The organism is Pseudomonas sp. NPDC088885 (assembly GCF_044750025.1).
Lineage (GTDB): Bacteria > Pseudomonadota > Gammaproteobacteria > Pseudomonadales > Pseudomonadaceae > Aquipseudomonas > Aquipseudomonas rustica.
Genome location: NZ_JBIVJB010000012.1, coordinates 44100 through 67936, shown reverse-complemented (window position 1 = coordinate 67936; position 23837 = coordinate 44100). Strand labels below are relative to the sequence as shown.

General features: G+C 58.1%; 28 protein-coding genes. 15 read left to right on the top strand and 13 right to left on the bottom strand.

Going from position 1 to position 23837, the window contains the following annotated elements:
• Window positions 1-26 precede the first annotated feature (26 nt).
• The 3 genes from ACIP1X_RS08845 (at window position 27) to ACIP1X_RS08835 (ending at window position 2704) form a co-directional block, all read left to right on the top strand.
• Window positions 27-590, top strand: a complete 564-nt coding sequence (locus tag ACIP1X_RS08845) for a helix-turn-helix domain-containing protein (RefSeq protein WP_159814118.1) — start codon at window positions 27-29, stop codon at window positions 588-590.
• Window positions 591-684: 94 nt separating this feature from the next.
• Window positions 685-1140: a hypothetical protein gene (locus tag ACIP1X_RS08840; RefSeq protein ID WP_400751195.1), complete on the top strand. Its 456-nt coding sequence runs from the start codon at window positions 685-687 to the stop codon at window positions 1138-1140.
• Window positions 1141-1279: 139 nt separating this feature from the next.
• The gene (locus tag ACIP1X_RS08835; protein ID WP_400751192.1) at window positions 1280-2704 is read left to right on the top strand and encodes an FAD/NAD(P)-binding protein; all 1425 of its coding nucleotides are present in this window, start codon (window positions 1280-1282) and stop codon (window positions 2702-2704) included.
• Window positions 2705-2880: 176 nt separating this feature from the next.
• On the opposite strand, the gene ppnN is transcribed toward ACIP1X_RS08835, so the two are convergent.
• Window positions 2881-4254, bottom strand: coding sequence for a nucleotide 5'-monophosphate nucleosidase PpnN (gene ppnN / locus ACIP1X_RS08830; protein WP_400751189.1), 1374 nt, complete (start codon window positions 4252-4254; stop codon window positions 2881-2883).
• 223 nt (window positions 4255-4477) lie between these two features.
• Between ppnN and ACIP1X_RS08825 the strand changes: the two genes are divergently transcribed.
• Window positions 4478-5005 (top strand): DUF3087 family protein, encoded by a 528-nt coding sequence (locus tag ACIP1X_RS08825; RefSeq protein ID WP_400644646.1) that lies wholly within the window; start codon window positions 4478-4480, stop codon window positions 5003-5005.
• On the opposite strand, the gene ACIP1X_RS08820 is transcribed toward ACIP1X_RS08825, so the two are convergent.
• Both ACIP1X_RS08820 and ACIP1X_RS08815 read right to left on the bottom strand, forming a co-directional pair.
• The gene (locus tag ACIP1X_RS08820) at window positions 5002-5382 is read right to left on the bottom strand and encodes a DUF2784 domain-containing protein (protein ID WP_400751187.1); all 381 of its coding nucleotides are present in this window, start codon (window positions 5380-5382) and stop codon (window positions 5002-5004) included. The genes ACIP1X_RS08825 and ACIP1X_RS08820 overlap by 4 nt on opposite strands.
• 52 nt (window positions 5383-5434) lie before the next feature.
• Window positions 5435-6370, bottom strand: coding sequence for a diguanylate cyclase domain-containing protein (locus ACIP1X_RS08815; protein ID WP_400751222.1), 936 nt, complete (start codon window positions 6368-6370; stop codon window positions 5435-5437).
• A gap of 194 nt (window positions 6371-6564) precedes the next feature.
• On the opposite strand from ACIP1X_RS08815, the gene ACIP1X_RS08810 reads away from it, so the two are divergent.
• The 3 genes from ACIP1X_RS08810 to ACIP1X_RS08800 all read left to right on the top strand — a co-directional run bounded on the left by ACIP1X_RS08810 (window position 6565) and on the right by ACIP1X_RS08800 (window position 7784).
• The gene (locus ACIP1X_RS08810; RefSeq protein WP_159814107.1) at window positions 6565-7263 is read left to right on the top strand and encodes an AzlC family ABC transporter permease; all 699 of its coding nucleotides are present in this window, start codon (window positions 6565-6567) and stop codon (window positions 7261-7263) included.
• Window positions 7263-7574, top strand: a complete 312-nt coding sequence (locus ACIP1X_RS08805; RefSeq protein WP_172680124.1) for an AzlD domain-containing protein — start codon at window positions 7263-7265, stop codon at window positions 7572-7574. Before ACIP1X_RS08810 ends, ACIP1X_RS08805 begins: the two co-directional genes overlap by 1 nt.
• Window positions 7575-7637: 63 nt before the next feature.
• Window positions 7638-7784 carry a hypothetical protein gene (locus ACIP1X_RS08800; RefSeq protein ID WP_400751184.1) on the top strand — a complete coding sequence of 49 codons (147 nt, stop codon included), beginning with the start codon at window positions 7638-7640 and terminating at the stop codon, window positions 7782-7784.
• A 41-nt stretch (window positions 7785-7825) separates the two neighbouring features.
• On the opposite strand, the gene ACIP1X_RS08795 is transcribed toward ACIP1X_RS08800, so the two are convergent.
• The 4 genes from ACIP1X_RS08795 to ACIP1X_RS08780 form a co-directional block, all read right to left on the bottom strand.
• Window positions 7826-8098, bottom strand: a complete 273-nt coding sequence (locus tag ACIP1X_RS08795; protein ID WP_053121300.1) for a hypothetical protein — start codon at window positions 8096-8098, stop codon at window positions 7826-7828.
• A gap of 337 nt (window positions 8099-8435) precedes the next feature.
• Window positions 8436-9116: an SOS response-associated peptidase gene (locus ACIP1X_RS08790; protein ID WP_400751182.1), complete on the bottom strand. Its 681-nt coding sequence runs from the start codon at window positions 9114-9116 to the stop codon at window positions 8436-8438.
• A 47-nt stretch (window positions 9117-9163) separates the two neighbouring features.
• A complete protein-coding gene (locus ACIP1X_RS08785; RefSeq protein WP_400751179.1) occupies window positions 9164-10006 on the bottom strand; it encodes an ABC transporter permease in 843 nt (280 codons plus the stop codon).
• Between the two features lie 61 nt (window positions 10007-10067).
• Window positions 10068-11054 carry an aliphatic sulfonate ABC transporter substrate-binding protein gene (locus ACIP1X_RS08780; protein WP_400751176.1) on the bottom strand — a complete coding sequence of 329 codons (987 nt, stop codon included), beginning with the start codon at window positions 11052-11054 and terminating at the stop codon, window positions 10068-10070.
• A gap of 296 nt (window positions 11055-11350) precedes the next feature.
• Here ACIP1X_RS08780 and ACIP1X_RS08775 point away from each other — a divergent pair, with 296 nt between their 5' ends.
• The 3 genes from ACIP1X_RS08775 (at window position 11351) to ACIP1X_RS08765 (ending at window position 13677) form a co-directional block, all read left to right on the top strand.
• Window positions 11351-12298 (top strand): ABC transporter substrate-binding protein, encoded by a 948-nt coding sequence (locus ACIP1X_RS08775; RefSeq protein WP_400751174.1) that lies wholly within the window; start codon window positions 11351-11353, stop codon window positions 12296-12298.
• Between the two features lie 131 nt (window positions 12299-12429).
• Window positions 12430-13329, top strand: coding sequence for a polysaccharide deacetylase family protein (locus ACIP1X_RS08770; protein WP_400751172.1), 900 nt, complete (start codon window positions 12430-12432; stop codon window positions 13327-13329).
• Window positions 13330-13437: 108 nt separating this feature from the next.
• Window positions 13438-13677, top strand: coding sequence for a DUF1652 domain-containing protein (locus tag ACIP1X_RS08765; RefSeq protein WP_159814094.1), 240 nt, complete (start codon window positions 13438-13440; stop codon window positions 13675-13677).
• Window positions 13678-13681: 4 nt separating this feature from the next.
• Here the strand turns inward: ACIP1X_RS08765 and ACIP1X_RS08760 are convergent, their stop codons facing one another.
• Window positions 13682-14044: an NUDIX hydrolase gene (locus ACIP1X_RS08760; RefSeq protein ID WP_053121286.1), complete on the bottom strand. Its 363-nt coding sequence runs from the start codon at window positions 14042-14044 to the stop codon at window positions 13682-13684.
• 210 nt (window positions 14045-14254) lie between these two features.
• Between ACIP1X_RS08760 and ACIP1X_RS08755 the strand changes: the two genes are divergently transcribed.
• Window positions 14255-14452 carry a hypothetical protein gene (locus ACIP1X_RS08755; RefSeq protein ID WP_053121284.1) on the top strand — a complete coding sequence of 66 codons (198 nt, stop codon included), beginning with the start codon at window positions 14255-14257 and terminating at the stop codon, window positions 14450-14452.
• 112 nt (window positions 14453-14564) lie between these two features.
• Here ACIP1X_RS08755 and ACIP1X_RS08750 read toward each other — a convergent pair whose 3' ends face one another.
• On the bottom strand, window positions 14565-14804 hold the full coding sequence (locus ACIP1X_RS08750; RefSeq protein ID WP_053121283.1) for a hypothetical protein: 240 nt from the start codon (window positions 14802-14804) through the stop codon (window positions 14565-14567).
• 186 nt (window positions 14805-14990) lie between these two features.
• Between ACIP1X_RS08750 and ACIP1X_RS08745 the strand changes: the two genes are divergently transcribed.
• Window positions 14991-15326 (top strand): hypothetical protein, encoded by a 336-nt coding sequence (locus tag ACIP1X_RS08745; protein ID WP_053121280.1) that lies wholly within the window; start codon window positions 14991-14993, stop codon window positions 15324-15326.
• 62 nt (window positions 15327-15388) lie between these two features.
• On the opposite strand, the gene ACIP1X_RS08740 is transcribed toward ACIP1X_RS08745, so the two are convergent.
• Window positions 15389-15937, bottom strand: a complete 549-nt coding sequence (locus ACIP1X_RS08740) for an Rrf2 family transcriptional regulator (RefSeq protein ID WP_159814087.1) — start codon at window positions 15935-15937, stop codon at window positions 15389-15391.
• A 293-nt stretch (window positions 15938-16230) separates the two neighbouring features.
• Here ACIP1X_RS08740 and ACIP1X_RS08735 point away from each other — a divergent pair, with 293 nt between their 5' ends.
• Entirely contained in the window at window positions 16231-17436 is a 1206-nt protein-coding gene (locus ACIP1X_RS08735; protein WP_400751168.1) for an NAD(P)/FAD-dependent oxidoreductase, read from the top strand.
• Between the two features lie 167 nt (window positions 17437-17603).
• Entirely contained in the window at window positions 17604-18209 is a 606-nt protein-coding gene (locus ACIP1X_RS08730) for a DUF6338 family protein (protein WP_053121274.1), read from the top strand.
• Window positions 18210-18489: 280 nt separating this feature from the next.
• Here ACIP1X_RS08730 and ACIP1X_RS08725 read toward each other — a convergent pair whose 3' ends face one another.
• Window positions 18490-19374, bottom strand: a complete 885-nt coding sequence (locus tag ACIP1X_RS08725; protein WP_053121272.1) for a LysR substrate-binding domain-containing protein — start codon at window positions 19372-19374, stop codon at window positions 18490-18492.
• A gap of 158 nt (window positions 19375-19532) precedes the next feature.
• Here ACIP1X_RS08725 and ACIP1X_RS08720 point away from each other — a divergent pair, with 158 nt between their 5' ends.
• Window positions 19533-22553: an FAD-binding and (Fe-S)-binding domain-containing protein gene (locus ACIP1X_RS08720; protein WP_400751165.1), complete on the top strand. Its 3021-nt coding sequence runs from the start codon at window positions 19533-19535 to the stop codon at window positions 22551-22553.
• On the opposite strand, the gene ACIP1X_RS08715 is transcribed toward ACIP1X_RS08720, so the two are convergent.
• Window positions 22486-23175: a paraquat-inducible protein A gene (locus ACIP1X_RS08715; RefSeq protein WP_053121268.1), complete on the bottom strand. Its 690-nt coding sequence runs from the start codon at window positions 23173-23175 to the stop codon at window positions 22486-22488. The two genes, ACIP1X_RS08720 and ACIP1X_RS08715, sit on opposite strands and share 68 nt — an antisense overlap.
• Window positions 23172-23768, bottom strand: coding sequence for a paraquat-inducible protein A (locus ACIP1X_RS08710; protein WP_053121267.1), 597 nt, complete (start codon window positions 23766-23768; stop codon window positions 23172-23174). The genes ACIP1X_RS08715 and ACIP1X_RS08710 overlap by 4 nt, the downstream gene beginning before the upstream one ends.
• Window positions 23769-23837 lie beyond the last annotated feature (69 nt).

The following is a 23837-nucleotide window of genomic DNA, read 5'->3' as shown; positions in this document are numbered from 1 at the left end:
CCCAACCTCACCGAGTGAGCAATATAGTGCCCAAAGATTCCGCCCCAAGAACGTCCGTCCTTCAACACGTCAGCCAGAATGTTCGACGCCTGCGGCACGCGGCTGACATGAGCCAGACGGCTCTGGCCGAGAAATCCGGAGTCAGTCGACGGATGCTGGTAGCGATCGAGGCCGGGGAAAAGAACGTCAGCCTGACCACGCTCGACCGCGTTGCTGCGGCACTCGAAGTGGCATTCAGCGATCTGATTCAGGCGCCGGATGCGCGCGATCCGAGCCGCATCAACGAACTGGCGTGGGCCGGCACGCTGCCGGGCAGTAAAGCCGTGCTGCTGTCCAAAGCCACCGCCACCCGTGAAGTCGAGCAGTGGGAATGGTGCCTGGCGCCGGGCGAGGTGTATCCGTCGCAACCGGATGCCGAAGGCTGGAGTGAGCAGATTTATGTGTTTGAAGGGTGCCTGACGTTGATGCTCGGCGACGTGCCGCAGCATATTGGTACAGGGGAGTTTTTTATGTTTGCGAGTAATCAGCCGCATACCTATCGCAATGACGGGGATGTGCCGGCGCGGTTTGTGCGCAATGTGGTGATTTGACGGCGGATACCGTTTGTCTGGAAATGCTGCTTACCTGTTAGTTCTGACAGTAGACGTTAGCCAGTTTCGGCCCTAGCTTGGCATTTGTAAGGAGGTGCTGAAAACCTGGGGTATTGGAGGAATTCGTCTCGCCAATACCTACTACGATCTTAAAACAGGGATTGCCACGATGACCGCTAAAGAAGAATACATTTTCCAGCCACTTGTAAAAAATCTGCTCCCGCCTTTTATTGCGGAGGCCACTGATGAAACTCTCAAGCATGGTTTTCTGAAGGATTCGCTGTTTGTAATTACACCTTCAAAAGACATTCGTGTGGGCGACGAAGTAACGCCAAACGTAGATGTCGAGCATATCGGAGGATTTACAAGAACCCCCTACGTGGTCACGCAGTCGCAAGTGGACAATGGTATCAAGTGGCACCTTGCCGGGTTCAGCAAACCACCCCCGCCTGGAGCGCATGTGACCGTTTATTACCGGGTCAGTAGAAAAGGTGAGCCCGATGTCCGTTCAGCAACCGGGCATTACACAGTAGAAAACTGGGAGCCTTGACTCGTCATTGATGCGTCTGCTTTCTGAATCCCCGATTACCCATTAACCTGCTTGCCCGGCGAGATGCTTTTCGCACCGGCTCGACGCTTCTTTGGCTTTGTCAGGAAGTGTGGCGTCGCTTTTAATCGGGCAGGCAGATATGGCAGAAAACGTAAGCGGGCAGACGACTGTAAACTCCGCGCATGCAGACATCCTGATCATCGGCGGTGGCCTCAGCGGTACGATGCTGGCAGTCCAATTGCTGCGGCTACCCGGCCAACGCAAGATCCTGATCATCGAACCCCGCGCCGAACTCGGTCGGGGTGAGGCCTACAGCGCAGTCGAATTGGGCCATACGCTCAACGGCAACGCTGCACGAATGAGCGTTGATCCAGACAACCCTGACGACCTCACACAATGGCTGACCGAGCACATCGCGGCGGGCGGTTGGCCTGAGTCTGCCGAGCAGAATGTGCCAACCAGCGATCTGTTCCCGCCGCGCGGGTTGTTTGGTGTTTACGTGCAGCAACGTCTGGCCGAAGCCCGGGCGGTCGGCGCTCGATATGGTTCGATCGTCGAGCATGTGCGCTCAGAAGTTGTTGATCTGCAGGTGCGCGAAGATTGCGTGCAGATCACTTTGAGCGATGGACAGAACCTGCAAGGTTCCTCTGCAGTCATCGCCACCGGCATGTTTCCTGCCGCGCGCACGTCGCAGACCGAATCCAGTGGGCTCAACGCCGCTGCGCTGGATCCGTGGGACGTCGCGGCCATGCGCCAGCTCGATCCGCAATCCACCGTGCTGATCATTGGCTCCGGCCTGACCATGGTCGATGCGGTGGTTTCGCTGGAGCAGGCCGGGCATCGCGGGCCGATCGAAGTGTTTTCTCGCCATGGCTTGCTGCCGCACGTACGCCTGCAACCGCCAGCGTGGGTGGATTTTCTCGCCGAGGATCACAGCATTCGAACACCACGGCAGTTGCTGCGCGAATTGCGCCGGCATTGTCGTGGGGCGATTGCGCAAGGCATCGATTGGCAGGCACCGCTTGATACGGTGCGGGCACATATCGGACGGTTATGGAGTCAGGCGACTGACGTGCAGCGGCGACAATTCGTACGGCATGTGCGGCCATGGTGGGAAAGCCATCATCATCGTTCGCCGCCGTTGAGTGCTGAATTGCTGGCGCGGTTGCACGGTGAAGGGCGGCTGCGTATTCAGGCTGCATCGTTTAAAGGGCTAGAGCCGACAACTGATGGTGGCGTGAATATTCGCATCCGACGCTGTGGCGAGGTTGAGACCTCCGTGGTTCACGGTGCAGCGTTGATCAACTCCAGTGGCATCGAATACGATTGGCGGCGCGTGGCGCGTCCGTTGCCAAAGCAATTGCTCGCGCGTGGATTGGTGCAACCAGGGCCGTTGGCGTTGGGGATTGCGGCAGTAGATGGCGCGGTGATGGATGCGGAAGGGCGTGTAGCCAGTCGACTGTTTGCGATGGGGCCGCCGTTGCGGGGGATGTGGTGGGAGAGTACGGCGGTGACGGATGTGGCGTTGCAGGCGAAGGCTTTGGCGTTACGGCTGTTGGGTTAAGGGTGTTTGCGCTGACCTCTTCGCGAGCAAGCCCGCTCCCACACTTTGAAATGCATTGCAAAATGTGGGAGCGGGCTTGCTCGCGAAGGGGCCGTCCGCTTCAAAAACCTTGTTGAATGAACGACCGATATCGCGAGCAGGCTCACTCCTACAGTGTCAGGCGGTGACCCAAAGGATTACGCCACCACGCGATAACACGGCACATACGCCGCGCCGCCCGGCAGTTTCATCCGGTGCTGGGCGACGAAGGCTTTGAGCAGTGCGTCGAGCGGTTGCATGATCGCCGCGTCACCACGGATCTGATACGGCCCGTGTTCTTCGATCAAGCGAATGCCCTTGTCTTTGACGTTCCCCGCCACGATCCCCGAGAACGCCCGACGCAGGTTCGCCGCCAGTTCATGCGGTGGCTGGTCGCGGTGCAGTTTCAGATTCGCCATGTTTTCGTGGGTCGGATCGAACGGACGCTGGAAGCCCTCGTCGATCTTCAGCAGCCAGTTGAAGTGGAACGCGTCGTTGCGCTCGCGACGGAACTGCTTCACTGCTTTCAGGCCTTGCGTCATCTGCCGCGCCACTTCAGCCGGGTCGTCGATGATGATTTCGTAGTGCTGCTTGGCCGCTTCGCCGAGGGTTGCGATAACGAAGGCGTCGAGCTGCTCCAGATAAGGTGCTGCATGTTTCGGCCCGGTGAGAATGACCGGGAACGGCAGTCCTTCGTTGTCCGGGTGCATCAGAATGCCGAGCAGGTAGAGGAATTCTTCCGCCGTACCGGCACCGCCCGGGAAGATGATGATGCCGTGGCCAACACGGACGAACGCTTCCAGACGTTTTTCGATGTCCGGCAGGATCACCAGTTCGTTAACGATCGGATTTGGCGCTTCGGCAGCGATGATGCCGGGCTCGGTCAAGCCGAGGTAGCGGCCACCATGAATACGCTGTTTGGCGTGGGCGATGGTTGCGCCTTTCATCGGGCCCTTCATCACGCCGGGGCCGCAACCGGTGCAGATATCAAGGCTGCGCAGGCCCAGTTCGTGGCCGACTTTCTTGGTGTATTTGTATTCTTCGGTGTTGATCGAGTGGCCGCCCCAGCACACCACGATTTTCGGTTCGACGCCCGGGCGCAGGGTGCGCGCGTTGCGCAGCAGGTGGAAGACGTAGTCGCTGATGCCTTGCGAAGTGGTCAGGTCGATGCGCTGGCTGTCGAGTTCGTTTTCGGTGTAGACAATGTCGCGCAGGGCGCTGAAGAGCATTTCCCGGGTACTGGCGATCATCTCGCCGTCGACGAACGCGTCAGCCGGAGCGTTCAGCAGCTCCAAGCGCACACCACGATCCTGTTGGTGAATGCGGATTTCGAAGTCCTTGTAGGCTTCGAGAATGGTCTTGGCGTTATCAACATGGGCGCCGGTGTTGAGGATGGCCAGGGCGCACTGGCGGAAGAGGGTGTAGGTGCTGCCGGATCCGGCTTCGCTCAGTTGCTGAACTTCACGTTGAGAAAGGGTTTCCAGGCTGCCTTTCGGGCTGACCGAGGCATTGATTACGTGTCGTTGGGTCATGCAATGATCCTTAAAACGATGTCATCTCAAGACTAGGCGATGGCATCCGAATAGTGTGTATCCATGAATGAAGATGGCACGATCTGCGCTGTACCGCCATGTCCCCGTTGGACGCTGAAAAGATGAAAAGGAGCCCCAGCATAGCTAAATCCCTCGTGGAGGCGATAATGCGCCGGCGAGTTTTTTTGTTTGCCCCTTTTGTCGCTCAAGGAAGTCATTTGTGATGTTCGAGATTCAGCCGATGGACGCCGCTACCTTTCGCCAGCAGACCCGGCGCAGCACGATCATCATTGCCGTGCTGTTCCTGGTGCTGGCGATGTTGTTTTCCAGCGTGGCAGTCGCGCTGTTCGGTGAGCCCGGCGGCGATAACCTGCGATTCAACGTGGGCGGGGTGTTTCTGGCATTTCTGCTGACGGCGGCCCTGCTGCGTGGGCGCTTCTGGAATCAGAGCTGGATGGCGCCGGCGGTGTACAGCTGGCGGCTCAAGCGCAGCCTGATGAGCATCACCAATGTGATGCATCAGGTGACAGCGGCGGTGGAGAAGAACGATCCGACGGCGATGAAAGTGCTGCGCTTCTATCATCTGGGGCTGACGCAGATGCATGAACTGGACGGCAACTCCAGCGATCATGGGCAACTGTGGCGGGAAGTCGAAACGCATAAAGAGCGGATGCAGACGCTGGGGCTCGATACCGAGCAGACGCGTCTGGATCCGGCCTGGCTGGAAAATCTGAAGCAAGCGTCGCGTTAAAGCGCCTGCTTGCTGCGCAGTTTCCATGCGCGGAACAGGCGCCCGTAGACCAAGAGATTGACCGCCAGCACCACGCTGCCCAGCGCCAGTTGAATCTGTGGAGTGAGGCCGGCCGGGTAGATGATCGGCCAGACGTAATGCTCGATAAAACCGCCGGCGTATTCGGTCTGCCCGGCGGCGTGGCGCATCAGGTTTTCCCAGTAGGTCAGCGGGCAGGTCAGGTGCAATACCTCGACCGCCACGCCCCAGGCCGCCGCTGGCAAATGCAGCCACATCGTTCGTGGCCACTTGAGCACCAGCAACCCGCCAAACAGCACGAACAAAATAAAGCACAAATGAAACAGCACCAGCCCATCGGCTGCGATTCGGTAGAACATGTCGTCTCCCTGACGTGGTTGCGAATGGCGCTATCTTACGCCGCTCGGGTGCTTACACGTCAGTGCGAAAATCAGCGAACTCGGCGCGCATCCGTCCATTGTGTTTGGCCTGATACAGCAACTTGTCGACCTGTTCGACGAAGTGCAGCGGATCGCTGCCGACGGCGACTTGCGTGGTGCCAACCCCGAGACTCAAGGTGACCAGCGGCGACACCGCCGAATGCTCGTGGGCGATCTGCTGCTGGCGGATCAGGTGCAGGCATTTGTGCGCCACCAGCCGCGCCGACTCGTCATCGGTTTCCGGTAGCAACCAGACGAATTCTTCGCCGCCAATCCGCGCAATAAAGTCCCGTGGCCGATTGGCCGCCAGCGATAACGTCTTCGCGACCTGACGCAGGCATTCGTCGCCCTTGATGTGGCCGTAATGGTCGTTGTACTGCTTGAAATAATCGATATCGAGGATCAGCAACGATAGTGGCAAACCACTGCGTTGCGCGGTGGCCCATTCGCGTTCGAGCACGGTATCGAACATGCGCCGATTGGCAATCCCGGTGAGCCCGTCCTGAAACGAATATTCTTCCAGCTGCTTTTGTAGGCGTATCAGGTGCTCCTCGGTTTTCTTGCGCTCGCTGATGTCGAACATGAACCCCACCAGCGCCTCAACTTCACCGTCCTTGCGCACCACGTGCACGACATCGCGGATCCACACGTATTCGCCGGTGCTGGTCAACGCACGGTAATCGGCTTCGTGATCGACGCCGGCGCGTGACTGCGAAACACAGAATTCCACCACGTAATCGCGATCGTCCGGGTGCATGCGTTCGACCCAGTCGTTGACCCCGACCCAACTGTTTTGCTGCCAGCCGAGCAAGGTTTCGATCTGCGGGCCGATGTAGCTGAAGGTCATGGTTGCCCAGTCGATTCGCCACGGAATGGCTTTGGTCGATTCCAGCAGGGTCTTGTACACGTCGCTGTCGATGGCGGTCATGGCGGGCACGGTCTCGGAAAAGTCTTCAACGGAAAAATCCAGCGCCAGCATGTTGCTAGCATGGAGGCGTTGCAAGCAGTTGGCCGATGAACGGCTGACTCGGGCCGATTTCCCACAAGTGCGCAAGATTGTTCAAGCCAAAAAGCAGTCATTGCTGGCACAGTCTTCGGCCGTTTCTCTGGTTGAAGGGCGTTATGTCTGACTCACTTTTACCGCGCAGTGCGTTTCTTCGCGGCGCTGTGGCGATCATGCCGTTATCACTGGCAACGGCGCCTTGGGGGCTGCTGGCCGGCTCCATGGCGATCGAAGCCAATCTCACGCCGCTGCAAGGGCAGGGCTTGTCGAGCATTGTGTTTGCCGGTGCCGCGCAACTGGTGGCGATTGGCATGCTCAAGGGCGGCGCGGGGATTTTCTCGATTCTGCTGACCACGGTTTTGCTGACCTCACAGCATTTGCTCTACGGCATGAGCATGCGTTCGGTGATTTCGCCGTTACCGGGACGCTGGCGGATCGGCCTGGGTTTTTTGCTCACCGATGAGCTGTTTGCCTTGACCAGTCAACACGATCGCCAGCAGTTCAATCGCTGGTACGCGTTGGGCGTCGGCCTGACGTTCTATATCGCCTGGAACCTGTTCACGCTGGCCGGCATCGTCCTCGGCAGCAGCATTCCGGGACTCGAACATCTGGGCCTGGACTTCTCGATCGCTGCCACTTTCATCGCCCTGATCACACCGGTCGTGCGCAACGTGCCGACGGTGGTGTGCGTGGCAGTTTCGCTGTTCTGTTCGGTGCTGTTCAGTTATTGGCAGTGGGGCTCGGCGCTGGTGTTGTCGGGGCTGGCGGGAATGACCGCAGGATTTATCTGCAACAAGCTGTATCGGGAGCGCACATGATGGTTTGGGCAGTGATTTTCGGCATGGGGATTCTGGTGTTCCTCAACCGTTACGTGTTTCTCGAGCCGCGTTTGCCGGTGCGCCTGAGCAGTAACGCGCGGCAGTTTCTCGGCTTTGCCGTACCGGGAATGCTCACCGCGATCTGCGGGCCAATCGTATTCATGCCGGACAAACAATTGAATCTGCAGTGGGACAATCCTTACCTGCTTAGTTCATTGGTGGCTATTGGCCTTGTTCTAGCCACACGCAACACGTTGCTCAGCATGTTGTTGAGCATGGCGTTCTTTTTTTTGTTGCGTTGGTGGTTGTAAGTTGCCTGAGCGAATCTGTTCTACGCTGTAAGGATGACCGTTTACTTGTGACAGGAGGTGGGCATGGCGACTGAGCAAGAACATCCGCAACGGGATGAAGATGACGCAGACGAACCGACCGAAGAAGAGATCGAACGCGAGAAACACAAGGAACAAACGTGGAAACGCGATGAAGGCAGGGACTTGTCGGATCCTGATCGCAAATTTTGATCCAAAAAAAGCCCCTTGATTCAAGGGGCTTTTTCGTGGTTTTACAGATCTTCCAACTGCGTGAAATCGGGGTGTGAGGCCCGATAGCCCAAGGTTCGGTCGATCCAGGCATTGAGCTCGTTGACCATCACCGGCGGGTGGCCGGGATACCCTTCGAGGGTGGTGCGCAGGATGCGATCAATATTCGGGACATCACGCAGGTTTCGGGTCTTGATGTAGTGGCCGATAAAACAGTCGAGTTCAAAGCGTTCTGTCATCGACAGATAGACACACTCCAGGCCACCGACCTGTTTGATTGCAAAATCGTCGCGCAACTTATTTCTCTGCAAGGCTTGTAAATGTTTTAGTGGATTCCTGATTTATTGACTCTTTGGTCAATTGGTATACCAATCGGAAGGCGGCGCGCATGCTAGCTTTAGCGCTGGAAAATGTATGTATGACGATCGAAATGTCAGACAAGCGGTTAGTTCGCTCAAACGACTGTTTTACAGAGCCTGTCTCAAGCGTGAAACAGCCTTTGTAAAGATATGGAATCACCTGTAGGAGCTGGCGAAGGCTGCGATCTTTTGATCTTGTTTTTTACAATCAACATCAAAAGATCGCAGCCTTCGGCAGCTCCTACATTGATAGACGCACGGCTCGGGTAGATGTTTAGGGCTGCTGGATGATCAAGCTGGGCCCCTGATTGCGTACGTTACCCACCGCTTTGCCGACTTTGTGCCATTCGAATGCTTCACTGCTTTCCCCTTCGAACAGCAACATTTGCTCAGCGCGTTCAGCCGGTGTCGCTGGATCCAGCCATTCGCGCACTAAATCAGCGCGGAATACCACGGGGCGGCGATCATGAATATCGATCATCCCGCCAGCACTGTCGGCGGTGATGATCACGAAACCATCGTCGTCACGCGCCGGTTTTTCTGGTGTGGGAAATTGCCCGATGGCAGCACAGAAAACCGGCCCATGATCCGCCCGACGAATCAGCCAGGGTTGTCGGGTTTTATCCTCGGCATCGACCCACTCAAACCAGTTGTCGACCGGCACGATCAGGCGCTGTTTCCAGATCGCCCGGAAGAACGGCCCATGGGCGACTTTCTCGACCCGCGCATTGATCGGCGCGGCGCGATCCTTGGCCCAATGCGGACGCCAGCCCCAGCGCAGGGTATCGGCGTAAACCTGCTGTGCGTGCTGATGCAGAATCGCCAGCGACGTGGTCGGCGCCGCGTTGTAACGCGCAAGCGGGGCATCGCCGACATGATTGATCAGTGCGTCGGGAATGCTCAGCACCGCGACAAAGTCATGGATGCCCCGGTACTGCGACAGTCTTCCGCACATGGCTGAACCTCCGGTTGGACGCTTTCAGCTTAGATGCTAACGGTCATTCAATCCTTGGCGCCCTGACCGGTGAACGTGTCGCGCCAACTCAGGCAGCGACGTTCGAGCGCTGCGAGCAAGCCATCGCTGAGTTTGCCAAGCAAGGCCAGCACGATGATCGCGGCCAGCACGATATCGGGACGCGAGGTTTCGCGGCCGTCACTGAGCAAATAACCCAGGCCTTTGGTTGCGGCGATCAGTTCGGCGGCGACAAGAAACATCCACGCCAGACTCATGCCGCTGCGCAGCCCGGTGAACAGGCCGGGCAGGGCGGCGGGCAACAGAATCCGCCGCACCAGTTGCAAGCGACTGAAACCGTAGATACGCCCGACTTCCACCAGTTTGCGGTCGATATTGCGGATCGCCGCGACTACGTTGACGTAGACCGGGAAGAACGCGCCGATGGCGATCAGGACGATTTTCGAGGTCTCGTCGATGCCCAGCCAAAGCAGCAAAAGCGGCACCCAGGCCAGACTCGGAATCGAACGCAACGCGGCGAACATCGGTTCCAGATACGCCTCGGCTTCGCGGCTCAAACCGACCCACGCGGCGAACACCAGCGCCAGGCTCGCACCAATGGCGAAACCCAGCAGCACACGAATCAGGCTGGCGCCGATGTGTTTCCACAGCGCACCTTCGGCAAGGTCAGTAAGCGTCACGGCGATCTCGCTCGGTGCCGGCATCTGGTAGGACGGCAGCCAGCCGATGCGTACGATAATTTCCAGCACGACGATGATCAGCAACGGCAACGCGAGGCCTTTCAGACGGCGCTGCCATGCCGGGTTGGAAACGGATTTCGGCTGTCGCGACAGAATAAGTGGCGCGGGCAGGTCTTTGCTGTGACTGGTCATGATCAGGGCTCCGCTCACGACAAATCCGCGCCGGGCGCGGATTCGTGGTGAGTCTGTTCAGTTACTGGCGGGCGACGGCTTGCTGCACACCGCTGTCGAGCAATTGATCGATGACTTGATCGACATTGACGCCACGGCGCACCAGTTCTTCCGATACCAGAATCGGCGCGGCAGCCTTGGAGGCGCTGACGTCGTTGGCGGTCAGTTGCGGGCTGCTCAGGTCGGTGCGCGACAGTTGCAGTTTGGCCACGTCCAGCGGCAGGCCGGATTCTTTGGCGAGGAGGGCGGCGAATTCATCAGGATTTTTCAGCGCCCATTCCCGCGCCTGCTCGTAGGCTTTGATCACGGTGTCGATGGTTTGCGGATGCTCCTTGGCGTACTGCTCGGTAACGCTGACCACGCCATAGCTATTAAAGGCAGGGTTGCGATAAAGCAAACGCGAGCCGGCCTGAACCTGGCTGGCGGCCATGTGCGGATCGAGGCCGGCCCAGGCGTCGACGTCGCCTTTTTCCAGTGCAGTGCGACCGTCCGGATGTTGCAGGTGCACCAGCTCAACGTCGTCTTTTTTCAGCCCGGCCTGTTGCAGGCTGCGCAAGGTGAACAGGTATGGATCGGTGCCTTTGGTGGCAGCGATTTTCTTGCCCTTGAGGTCGGCAACGGTCTGGTACGGCGAATCTTTGCGCACCACCAACGCTGTCCATTCGGCACGGCTGTACACGTAAACGGATTTGATCGGGCTGCCATTGGCGCGGCTCAGCACAGCGGCGAGGCTGGCGCTGGAAGCAAAATCGACGCCGCCACTGTTGAGGTATTCCAATGACCGGTTGCTGCCTTGGCTGAGCACCCAACTGACTTTGGTTTGCGGCAGGGCTTTTTCGAGGAAACCGAAATGTTTAAGCACTAGGCTGACTGGCGAGTAATAGGCGTAGTCGAGGTGCACTTCGGCCGGCGCGGTCTCGGCGGCGTGGGCAATCGGTTGCAGGCTCAAGAGAATGGCGGTCGCAGCCAGCAGCGTCTTGATTCGTAAGAACGGGAAGAACGGTTTCATGGGGGAACGCTCCGGCAAAGGCACAGATTTCTTATGTCCAAAAAGATATTTTTAGCGAATGCTTCCTGCATGAATGGAATATTGCAGGCTCTGTGCCATATCCGTTTTAGCCCGTATTTATTGGGTTTTTCGCTGGTTTGCTCGTTTTAAACTGTTGCCTGGTGAACAGCATGCCGAGCCACTGTTGCGCCACGAACAGTTGGAAACGACAGTGATGAGCTTATGCATTAATCGAATTTCAAAACTGAATATTAAGAGCGTTATGGTCTATGCAAATCCCTTTTGCAGGACTCGCCATGAAGCTTTCCCGATTCCTACGCAGTGCGCTGACTGCGGCACTGTTTGCTTCACCACTTTCCCACGCGGCCGAGCCAGTCGTCCTGCATATCGGCGATCAGAATTACTACAACATCCGCGCCTCTATTGAAGCGTCCGGCGTGTTGAAAGACGCGCCCTATACGGTCGACTGGAAACATTTCCAGGCCGCCGCGCCGCTGGCTGAAGCCCTGCAAACCGGCTCGCTGGATCTGGGCTTTTTAGGTGATTCAGGCTTTCTGTTTCTGGCAGCCAAGCAGGCGCCGGTAAAGCTGATCGGTGTGTCGCGGCAAAACCCCGACACCATTGCGTTGCTGGTGCCGAAGGATTCCCCGGTGAAAACCATCGCTGATCTGAAGGGTAAAAAAGTCGCCTATTGGCCCGGTGCCTGGAGTCAGCAGTTGACCTTGCGCGCGCTGGAGCAGGGCGGTCTGCCGGAGAACTACGTCGACTTCGTCAAATTGATGCCGATCGATGCAGCCGCCGCGTTGCCGCAGGGCAGCATCGACGCGTTTCCGGTGTGGGAACCGTATATTTCTCAGCAGATTGTTTTTTCGGGCGCACGGCCAATCCTGACCGCAAAAAACCTGATGCCGGGGCTCAGTGCCATCGCCGCGTCGACACCGTCGATCGACAGTAAACGTGAAGCCATCGCCGATTTCCTTGGACGTTTGAAACTGGCGCGGGCGTGGGTCGACAGTCATACCGATGAGTACGCCGACCTGTGGGCGAAGAAGGCCAATCTCGATCAACAGGTTTCGCGGCACTGGTTGCGCCAGGCGCACATGACGGTCGGCCCGGTGGATCAGCAGGCAGCGACGGATCTGCAAAGCACTGCGGACTTCCTGTTCAAGGTCAAGGCACTGCCGACGCCACTGGCCACCGCCGGCATTATCGACACCTCGTTTCAGCAAGCGTTGGCGCACTGAGCAAGCGCCGGAACCAAACCCTGTGTACCTTATCCAACCTCGGCTCGCGGATCGGAGCGCAGGGATGGATAAGGGCGAGGGAGTTTTGCCAATCGACAATATGACGGCAACGGTCGGGCTCAAGGCAAAACATGACATCGCTATTCAAAATATTCTGTGCGGCGGCCATCGCTTTCGGGCTGGCTGGCTGCATTGCCGCGCCCATCGAATTGACCGCGCAAACCGAAACACAGCTGAAAGCGCAGGCGCCGGTGCGTTTTTTGCTGACCTTCGATGATGGCCCCAGTGCTTCGAGTTTCTGGAATCCGTCGGCGACGGTGCTCGATAGCCTCAAGGACAACCCGATTCAGCCGGGCATCAAAGCGGTATTTTTCGTGCAGACCCGCGCGCCGAGGGCCGGTAACAGTGAGATCGGTCGCGGCATCATGCGTCGCGAACACGATGAAGGTCATATCCTCGCGTTCCACACCGCAACCCACTGGCACACCAATCATCGTTCGCTGAGCCCGCAAGAACTTGAAGAATCGTTGAGCAATGGCATGGCAGACATTGCCGCGATTAGCGGCGCGCCGCCGAAACTGCTGCGTCCACCATTCTGGAATTACGACAAACGTACTTTCGCCGCGTATCAGCAGCATGGCTTACACGTGTTGTTGACCGATTTAAGCGCCAATGACGGCAAGATCTGGGGCTTCAATGCCAGCCCGAGGCGTCGTGCGAACATGCTGCGGCAGTTGTCGGAAGTGCGTGAGCAGATCGCGCACGGAGAGTTTCCGGTGGTGGATGGCGTGATTCCGGTGGTGGTGACTTTCCATGATCTGAACCGCTACACCGCTCGGCATACGCGCGAATATCTGCAGATCCTGCTCGACAGTGCGGCGGCGACGGGCGTGCCGTTGGCGGATCAGCCGTTTTATGTCGATCACGCAGCACTGGAAAAAGCCGCGCTGGCACGCACGGTTCAGCAAAGTTCTCAGCCGGTGCATTTGCCGGGGATCTGGAACTGGATCTGGGTTCGTGATGCTGATTAAAGTCGCCCGAAAAATGTGAGGGAGTTGGCATTTTTCGGGGCGGCGGATTTCAAAACGCTCATCTATGCTCTACGGGTCGACCGACTCATCGCCTGCGAGGCGTGCCCCATGCTTGCCATTACGGACATTTGCCGCATTGTCGAATCCGGGTTTCCGGGGTTCACATGCAACTGCATTTCGACGCAGGGACTGCTACAGATCAAGGTGAGTGAGCCGGCCAGCGGCGACATCAAGTTGCAGCTCAATGGCGTTTCCCCGGAACACCTCGTCACCATCCGTGACATTTCCAACTTCATCGGTGAATTGCGCACGGAAATCAGCGCCGGGCGCCGGGCCTTCGCCGGTTAAGCCGTCATAAGCGCCGCTGAAACGCCTGAACGATGCGCAACGTCGCGTCGCTGGTTTTCAGATTCTGCACTGCGTTCAGCGGATGCCACATGCAATCGCTGATTTCATTCTGTGGACGCACTTCCTCAATGTTCAGTACCGAGGCCTCGTAGACGTGATGTTGCGTGCGGCCGCTCTGTAACTCCATCAAGTACAAAACGTCTTCGGCTTCCAGCCCGGTTTCTTCATGCAATTCGCGCACAGCCGCAGCGGCTTTGGTTTCCCCAGGCTCGACTTTGCCGCCGGGCAATGTCCAGCAACATCTGGGTTTGCGAACCAGGAGGATATGGCGATCCTGCTCGCAAATGACGGTGGCGCGTACTTTCATCTGTTACCTGTTTACCGGTTGTCACAAAAACGAAATAAAACTGCAATATTCGAGCCGGGCCATTGTTAAAAGGTTCCCTGTAGATGTTGAGTATTGTTCTGCATCGAAAGTGCCTGATTGTTGGCTGCCGGGCGGTCGGCCACTCCAGTAAATCAGGGTGTAAGGTTAAAAGCGTGAAGCTGAATAACCGTGTTGCAAAAGGAGGTACCCATGAGCATGCCCATGTTGAACAAGATGCACATGAACGGCTATGACGTACTCAGCGTGAACAACGGCCCTTGGCGGGTTTGCACGCAAGGTGATCGACTGGCGTCATTTGCCAGCAGAGAGGAGGCGCTGGCGTATGCCGCAGCACTTCCTGGCTACAGAAAACGCTCGGTGAAAGCGCAAAGTCACAACGTTAGCTGAATTATGGCGAGGGAGTTTCCTCCCGCTGGACTGCGTAGCAGAACCTGCTTTCAGGATAAAGAGCGAGGGCCGCTTCGCGACCCAGCGGGAGCAAGCTCCCTCGCCACAAGTGTCAGTGGACTTTGGTTCGGCTGATTGCGCGTGCCTTCACTTCCTTGGCATAAAGTTGCAGCCGCTCTTCGTCGCTTTGCAGCACTTCGCAAGAGCGCAGCACCGTTTGCGCGTCAGCCTCGTTGCCCGATTTGCGCAATTGTTCGGCGATACGTTTGAGGTCGACCGCTGACCATCTCAGATCCGATGCGACGGCTTGCAGGTCGCGTTGAAGTTCGTGTTCGTATTCATTGAGCCGCATGATCACCTCCAGAATATTCTCGGTAAAAAAGAGTAGTCGTATTTTCGCCGGTGGGGCGGAGCGATGCTGTCATTAAGCTGAGCGGTTGTGAAAATTTGTCGAAAGCGCATCAACGGCGCAATGCCACGATGGATGTGTAACCAGTTACACGTTACATTCGCTTTTTTTCAGATTAGAGAAGCACCCATGCGGATATGGATCGGAAGTTTGACGTTGGCGGTATTGGCAGGTTGCTCCTTGCCGGCGTCACTGGTTCCGGGTGAACCCAATCTCAGCAAGACCAGCGAAAAAACGCCCAAAGACTACGCCGCGTGCATTTTGCCGCTGTGGCAGCAGGACGTTTCCAAGACATCGCAAACGTCGATTTCCAACGGTTATCGCATCACCGCGCCGAGCATCATCACGGCTGACGAGATTCTCGATATCGTCAAATACAAGGACGGTAGCCGCGTCTCGCTGTATCAGGGGCCGCCCTGGGCCAAGTCCGGCTCGTTGCGCAAATCGGTGCGTGACTGCCTGTAACGGCGTTCCCGGATGAAAAAAAAGCAGAAACCTCGGTTTCTGCTTTTTTATTGGGCGCTTGGTCAGTCAGTAATGTCGGTCAGCGCGATGGTGCCGACATTGCCTTTCTTCTCGCGGCGATCCTGAATCCAGTCTTCCACTTGCTGGCCGAATTCCGCCGGGGCCTTGCGCCCGACTTTTCTCGCGATATCGAGAATGGTTTGCTGGGCGAGGGCTTCTTCCATGCGCTTTTGCGCGGTCATCATCGCGCCGTGAATCGAGCAGGTGCCTTCGGTGGCCCACTCCGGCGGATTGCCTTCAAACAGGGCGCAACGCCCCCGGATGTCGCGGCATTCGAAAATATTCTTGCGTCCATCGATGGCGTTGACGATGTCGAGCAGGGTGATTTCATCGGCCGGTCGCGCCAGGCTGAACCCACCACGCACGCCTTCACTTGCTACCACCAATTTGCCTTTGGCAAGTTTGGTAAAAATCTTCGCCAGATATTCGACTGGCACGCCTTGCAACTCGGCGAGGTCGCGCACGCTGGCCTCGCGAGAGTCACCACCATTGCCCACCAAAAATGCCAGGCAATGAATGCCGTATTCGACGCCTGCGCTGTAAAGAGACATTTTTATCTCCGACTTAAGTTGTCGTAAATATTATCAGCCTGAGGGAGGCTCGGCAATCTGTCTGCTTGGACTGATTTTGTTCTTTATGTGCTTGAAAGCAGCAAAAATGGCTATTTTTGGCGGATGCTTATCATCTGGCTTGATCAGTTTATTCGATTAAAACCATCGAATAATCTGACTTGTTGGTTTTATATCCGACCAATAGAGTCGGCGCTATCGGAGTGGCGACGACGAGCCTCCGGCGAAATTCGTTTCACCTCTTTCAACGGCTTGGCTTTTTCTGGAGAAACACAATGAAGCAGCAGATTCTGGTTATCGGCGCAGGTTTTGGCGGTATGTGGTCGGCACTGAGCGCGACACGTCTGGTCGATCTGCATGGACGTGATGATGTTGAAATCAGCGTTCTGGCCCCGCAAGCCGAGCTGCGTGTGCGTCCGCGTTTCTATGAGCCGAACGCTCATAAACTGGCGGCACCGCTGGATGAACTGTTCGAAGCAGTCGGCGTTCACTTCATCAAAGGCGCCGCGGACACCATCGATGTCCCGGCAAAAACCGTTGGCTACACCGATACGGCCGGGCAACAACAAGTCTTCCACTTCGACAAACTGGTACTGGCTTCCGGCAGCGGTCTGGCGCAATCGGCCACGCCGGGTGTGGCGCAACATGCGTTTGACGTTGACCAGATCGAAGCGGCGATGCGTCTGGAAACCCATTTGAAATCCCTCAGAGATCAACCGTCGAGCAAGGCGCGCAACACAGTGGTGGTCGCGGGCGGCGGTTTCACCGGCATTGAAACGGCAACCGAGATGCCGAGCCGCCTGCGCGAGATTCTCGGCGAGGAAGCCGATATCAACGTGATCATCGTTGATCGCGGGCAGAAGATCGGCGCCGCAATGGGTGAAGAAATCAGCCATTCCATCCTTGAGGCGAGTGAAGAACTGGGCGTTGAATGGCGTCTGGGTGTCTCGGTGCAGTCGGTCGATGCTAATGGCGTGACGCTGTCGGACGGTCAACACATCGCGGCAAAAACCGTGGTCTGGACGACCGGCGTGCGCGCCAGTTCGTTGACCGAGCAGATCCCTGCCGAACGCGATAAACAAGGTCGCTTGCACGTTGATGCGAACCTGAAAGTCATCGGTCAGGACGATATTTTTGCCACCGGCGATGTCGCCCACGCCGCCACCGACGACCTCGGTAATTTCGCGCTGATGACCTGCCAGCACGCGATTTCATTGGGTCGTCATGCTGGCAACAACGTCGTTGCGCAGATTCTCGGTATCGACCCGACGCCGTACAGCCAGCCGAAATACGTGACCTGCCTGGATCTCGGTGCTTGGGGCGCGGTGTACACCGAGGGCTGGGATCGTCAGGTGAAACTGGTCAAGCAGGAAGGCAAAACCCTGAAGACGCAGATCAACACCCAGTGGATTTATCCACCCGCGGCTGATCGCGTGAGTGCGCTGGCGGCGGCGGATCCGATGATTCCTGTGGTTGCGTAATTCTGAGCCTGTAAAAAATCCCGCTTACAAAAGCGGGATTTTTTTGCCTGCCAAAAAAGCGCGCAACGAGATGTGACAGTTGGGGGCGGGCGTATTTTCTGCGTCGACTAGGCTTTGGATCGCGGGGCTATGAATGGGCCTGCATGTCTTTCAAGGAGCCTCGGATCATGGATGATCTGGTCAAAGAAGTTATTCCGTTGTTGCAGTATCTGATTCCCGGATTTCTGTCAGCGTGGATTTTCTACTCGCTGACGGCGTTCAAGCGTCCGGATACGTTCGGGCAGATTGTGCAGGCGCTGATTTTCACATTTGTGATTCAAGGGGCTGTGTTGGGGGTTGGATCTGTCTGTTTATGGGTTGGCGCGAAGGGATTTTCTGTAGGGCAATGGGATGCGAGGGCTGAGACGGTGTGGGCTTTTGTCGTGTCGATAACGCTGGGATTGCTTTCCTGTTATCTGGCAACCAATGACCAATTGCACAGTTGGCTGCGCAGTAGAAACGTCACGAAACAAACTTCCTACCCCAGCGAATGGTTCAGCATTTTTGCCCAGCACCATCGCCTTGTCACCCTGCACTTGACCGATGAAAGGCGCGTTTTTGGCTGGCCGGTGGAGTGGCCGCCGGAATCCAATAGTGGCCAGTTTGTGATGCAAAACCCCTGTTGGCTGGACGCCGATGGAACAGAGGTGCCTTTTGGCGCCGAGTATTTGCTGATAGATTCCGGCAAGGTCAAGTGGGTCGAGTTCGGCCCGAAATTGGAGAGTTCGCTATGACAGCCAGAGCACCGCAACCAATGCCAGAGTGGGTGGCGCGTCGTTATACAAAGGATGGCAAGCCGGTGGCGAATGCATTGCCTAAAGCACCCAGTGGCCCGCCGCCGCTGAAGGGGTGACATTCGACAGGTCAATAGCGGTCATGCCGCGAATTGTAGGTTGTCCGGACTGACCTCTTCGCGAGCAAGCTCGGCTCCTACAATGAAATTGTGAGCGCCGCTTACCTCTTGTGGGAGCTGAGCTTGCTCGCGAAGGCGGACTCACTGACAACACATCACGCTTAAAGTGTCTCCACCAACCAATCCCGAAACGCCTTCAACGACGGCAGCGTCTCATTACGCGGCGGATACACCAGGTAATAGCTGCGCCGACTGGTAATCGGCTCGCCCAGTTGCAGCAATTCACCCTTCAACAGTTCCTCTTCCACCAGAATCCGCGGCACTAGCCCTACGCCAATATTCGCTCGCACCGCCTGAATCAAATGCGAGGTCATTTCAAAACTAGGGCCGATGCGCATGCTGCGGTGCGGCAGGCTGTGATGGCTGAACCATTCCGTCCACGCCTGCGCATTACTGCTGACATTGAGCAGCAGTTGCCCGGCGATGTGCGCTTCGGCGTCATCGCGCTCGGCCTTTGATAACTGCGCGCTGGCAATCACCACCAGTTCTTCGGTATGCAGGGGCAGGGCGGTCAAGCCCGGCCACTCCCCGCCACCCACACAAATCGCGGCGTCGATTTCGCTGGTATCAAAGTCGATCGCTTCGATGCGCGAATGCAAATGTACGGTCATCCCCGGATGCGCGGTGTAGAAATCCTTGAGGCGCGGCAACAGCCATTTCGAGCCAAACGTCGGCAACGTCGCCAGGCGCAAACTGTGAATGCCCGAACCGAACGCCATCGCCTGCAACGTCGCGCTGCGAATCTGTCCGAGTGCCTCCGAGAGTTCACGCTGATACATGCGCCCGACATCGGTCAGCACCACTTTGCGGCCCTCACGGCTGAACAGGCGCATGCCGAGCATCTTCTCAAGAATCTGCACCTGACGGCTGACCGCACTCTGTGTCAGCGACAGCTCATGGGCGGCGCGGGTGTAGCTTTCATGGCGTGCTGCTGCCTCGAAGGCCAGCAATAACGACATGGAAGGGGTGAGCGTGCGCGGATTCATTCGTAAAAGTCATCAATAGCGGGTCGAATTTACGGTTGTCCCAGCGTCGGCCAGCAATGAACATGGGCACCATTAGATGGCGGAGCCTGACGCAATCATTCGTTGCGTACAACTGTTCACCGCCACATAGCCTGATTTTGACCGAGATAACCTGACCGATGATTGCCCAGCTGTCCCCCGCCAAAGCCCTGACCACTGATTATCAGCAGTTCCTCAAAGCCCTGAAGGCCAGTGGCTTTCGTGGGGAAATCAGCGCCGATTACGCCAGTCGCGTGGTGTTGGCGACCGATAACTCGATCTATCAGCGTCTGCCGCAAGCGGCGGTATTTCCGATGGATGCCGAGGATGTGGCGCGAGTCGCGCGACTGATTGCCGAACCAGCGTTTCAGCAAGTGGTGATCACCCCGCGTGGCGGCGGCACCGGCACCAACGGCCAATCGCTGACCGACGGCATCGTCGTCGACCTGTCGCGGCACATGAACCGTATTCTGGAAATCAACGTTGAGCAGCGTTGGGTGCGTGTGCAGGCCGGCGTGGTCAAGGATCAGCTCAACGCCGCGCTGAAATCTGCCGGGTTGTTTTTCGCTCCGGAATTGTCGACCTCCAACCGCGCCACCGTCGGCGGCATGATCAACACCGACGCCAGCGGCCAGGGCAGTTGCACCTACGGCAAGACCCGCGATCATGTGCTTGAACTCGACATGATCTTGCGTGGTGGCGAACGCCTGCACGGCCAGCCGCTAGAAGAGAACGAACTTTCAGACCTGTGCGCCCGGGAAGATCGCGTCGGTGAAGTCTATCGCTGTGCGCGGCAGATCATTGATGAACAGGGCGATTTGATCCGGGAACGCTTTCCCGATCTCAACCGCTGCCTGACCGGTTATGACTTGGCGCACCTGCGTGAGGCGGACAACCGTTTCAACCTCAACAGCGTGCTCTGCGGCGCGGAAGGCTCGCTGGGTTTTGTCGTTGAGGCGCGGCTCAATGTGCTGCCGATTCCCAAGCACACGATGCTGGTCAACATCCGCTACGCCGGGTTCATGGACGCGCTGCGCGATGCCCGTGCACTGATGGCGCTCAAGCCGTTGTCGATCGAAACGGTCGACTCGAAAGTTCTGCTGCTGGCGATGCAGGACATCGTCTGGCACGGCGTCGCTGAATACTTTCCTGAAAGCGCTGAGCGGCCGACGCTGGGGATCAACCTCGTCGAGTTCTGCGGCGACGATCCCGAAGACCTGCAGCAGCGGGTTGAAAGCTTTATCGAACACTTGACCAGCGACCAGACTGTGGTGCGCTTGGGCCACACGCTGGCGGTCGGTCAGGCCGCAGTCAATAAGGTTTACGGCATGCGCAAACGCGCGGTCGGCCTGCTCGGCAACGTTGCCGGCGAAGCGCGGCCGCAACCGTTTGTCGAGGACACCGCTGTGCCGCCGCAACACCTGGCCGAGTACATCGCCGAGTTGCGCGACTTGCTCGACAGCCACGGTTTGCAGTACGGCATGTTCGGCCACGTCGACGCCGGCGTACTGCACGTGCGGCCAATTCTCGACATGAAGGATCCGCAGCAGGCGGCGCTGGTGCGCCCGGTGTCCGATGGCGTCGCGGCGTTGACCCAGCGTTACGGCGGTCTGCTGTGGGGCGAACACGGCAAAGGTCTGCGCTCGGAATACGCCCCGGCGTTTTTCGGCGAGTTGTACCCGGCGCTGCAAGCCCTGAAAGCGGCGTTCGATCCGTTCAACCAGTTCAACCCCGGCAAGATCGCCACCCCGGCCAACAGCGGCGCGGCGTTGCTGAAAATCGACGAAGTCACCCTGCGCGGTGAACTCGATCGGCAGATCGACGAAAAGGTTTGGCAGAGCTACGGCGCGGCCATGCATTGCAACGGCAACGGCGCCTGCTACAACTTCGATCCCGATGACGCGATGTGCCCTTCGTGGAAAGCCACCCGCGAGCGTTCGCAGTCGCCCAAGGGACGCGCTTCACTGGTGCGTGAGTGGCTGCGTTTGCAGGGCGAGGCCGGTGTCGATGTACTCTCTGACGCGATTCGCAAACCGGCGTTTTTCAGCACGCTGTGGCAGCGCTGGCGCAACACCCGTGCGCAATCCGAGGATTTCTCCCACGAGGTCTACGATGCCATGGCCGGTTGTCTGGCGTGCAAATCCTGCGCGGGACAGTGCCCGGTGAAGGTCAATGTGCCGGAGTTTCGCTCGCGGTTTCTCGAGCTGTATCACAGCCGTTATCTGCGCCCGGCGCGGGATTATCTGATTGCTTCGCTGGAGTACAGCATTCCGTACATGGCGCGGATTCCGGCGTTGTACAACGGTTTGATGGGCGCTGCGTGGGTGCGCGGCTTGCTGGAACGCGTCGGAGGCATGGTCGATGTGCCGTTGATCAGTCGTTTTGATTTCCATGCGGCGATGCGCCGTTGGCAGGTGTTGCCGGCGACGGTGGACAACCTGTCAGCGCTGACTCAGGCACAACGTGAACGCAGTGTGGTGTTGGTGCAAGACGCGTTTACGCGCTACTTCGAAGCGCCGTTGTTGGCGGATCTGGTCGAGTTGATGTCGCGTCTGGGTTATCAGGTTTACCTCGCGCCGTTCAGTGCCAACGGCAAGCCGCTGCACGTGCAGGGTTTCTTGTCGGCGTTTAATCGCGCGGCATTGCGCAATGCCCGCCAGCTCGGTGAGTTGGCGCAAATCGGCGTGCCGCTGGTGGGACTTGATCCGGCGATGACTCTGGTCTATCGCCAGGAATACCTGAAGGTGCCCGGCATGCAGGACTGTCCGGAAGTGGCGCTGGTGCAGGAGTGGTTGCTCAAGGTCATGCCCGAGCAAAAGAAGCGTACCGAAGCGTTCCGCTTGCTCGCGCATTGCACCGAGAAAACCAACGCCCCGGCGGCCACCCGTCAGTGGGAGCAAGTGTTCGAACGAGCGGGTATGCAACTGGCGACGCAGGCAACCGGCTGCTGCGGGATGTCCGGCACCTACGGTCACGAAGCGCGCAACCGCGAAACGTCGGCGGTGATCTACGAGCAATCATGGGCGCGTCAGGTCGAGGCGCCGGTGGAGCGCGGCGAGGCGCTGGCCACCGGTTATTCATGCCGCAGCCAGGTCAAGCGCCAGTCGGATCGGGCACTGCGCCATCCGTTGCAGGTGTTGCTGCAGGTTCTGCGCGGCTGAGGTCTGCGTCGTCCGGGGCGTTACGCCAGATCATGCGCGGGTCGAAACTCATCGCCGCGAGCATGGTGAAGACCACGACCAGGCCGAAAAACAGAATGCCCGGTCGTGGTTCGATATCGCCGAGCGCCTGAAACTTCACCAGCGCCGCGACCAATGCCACGACCAAAACGTCGAGCATCGACCAATAGCCGATCAGCTCGACGAAACGGTACAGCTTCGAACGTTCCTTGCGCGCCCAGTCGCTGTCACGTTGCACGGTGACCAGCAGCAAAGTCAGGGCGACGAATTTGATCCCCGGCACGGCAATACTGGCGATGAAAATGATCAGCGCGATGTCCCACGCGCCGGCCTCCCAGAACTCCAGCACGCCGCTCATGATCGTGCTGTCGGCGCCGTTGCCGAGCATGGTGGTGTTCATCACCGGCAGCAAATTGGCCGGGACATAGAACGCCAATGCGGCGAGCATGTACGCCCAGGTGCGCGCCATCGAATTGGTTTTGCGCCGATGCAACGGGGCGTCGCAACGCGGGCACTCGTGCGGCTCGTCGGTCATGTCACAGGCCAGCCCGCAACTGTGGCACAGGCACAGATTGAGTTCGGTGGCGGTCGGTGGTCGCTTCATAGAATGTCCCAGAGATCGCGAATGTCGCGGCCGGCAATACGGATCATCATCAAGCTCAGCGCGGCCAGTGCGAACAGGCCGATGCCGGGCAACACGTCAAGCAATCCGGCGAGTTTGAACACCGCGACCATTGCGCCCAACAGGCAGACTTCGAGCATGCTCCACGGGCGCAGCGTTTCCAGCCAGCGCATGCAAACCTTGAAGCCCGGCGCGCGTTGCGAGCGCATCGCGTAACTGAGCACCCAGACCAGCAGCACCAGTTGAAACGCCGGGGCGATGATGATGGCAATCGCCGCGACCATCGCAATAAACGTGATGGGGCCCTGACTCAGCGCGAGCACCGAATCCCACAGCGTCGCGCTGTTTTTCAGGCCTTGCAGGCTGATGCTCATGACCGGGTAGAAATTGGCGAACAGCCACAGCATTGCGGCGGTGAACGTCAGCGCCAGACGCTGCTCAACGCTCAGACCGTTAAAGCGCTGCAGCACACCGCCGCAACGTACGCAGAGGGTTTTCTGGTGTTTGGCGAGCGCGACTTTTTCATACACACAGTCGCAATGCTCGCAGATGATCAGGGTTTCGGGGTTGACCATGGACAACGCTCGACAGCAGGCCGCAAGGGCAGGAAGACTCGGGCATTATAGACGCATGTGTAGGAGCTG